Here is a 499-nt window from a genome sequence, read left to right as displayed (position 1 = left end):
GGCAGACTGGATAGACGTTCGAAGCCAGGGTATACAAGATCTGAAGGACGGCTTACTCCATCTGAATAAAGAAAAACGTGGCGCGGATAGTGATGACCCCTACGAGCAGAGTGTGCGCTGTGGAAGTTTTACCGCGCATGCTCAGCATCACTTCATTAGCGGCTCGCTATCGGCGAACAAGAATAGTCTACTCAACAAGTATTTTGGCGATAGCCTGGTGAGACATACAAGTGCTAACCCCATATCTGCACCAGAAGACAGTAAGCAGGCCCATTTCAATGGTATTCCACATGTACCTCTGGCTCACTCAGAAAAGGTTTACCAGCAAATAAACCAGTGGTTCCGTGAGCATCCAGATCATATTGACTTGAAGTTCTACGAGGTGAGGGAAGCGACTAAGAAGCAGCAAATGGTGCAGAGAGTCGCGCAAGGCTTGTCGAATCAAGAAATCATATCAGGTAGCTTGGATTTGTTAGCGCTTGCCTATGATCATACGGTA

1 protein-coding gene is annotated in these 499 nt (G+C 47.5%); it reads left to right on the top strand.

Annotated features, from left to right (window positions below; translation table 11 throughout):
- Window positions 1-499: hypothetical protein (locus tag A3761_RS27500; protein WP_197472978.1), on the top strand; the 499-nt coding region annotated here is incomplete at both ends.

The organism is Oleiphilus sp. HI0123 (assembly GCF_001635315.1).
This window is presented reverse-complemented; position numbering and strand designations above follow the sequence as displayed.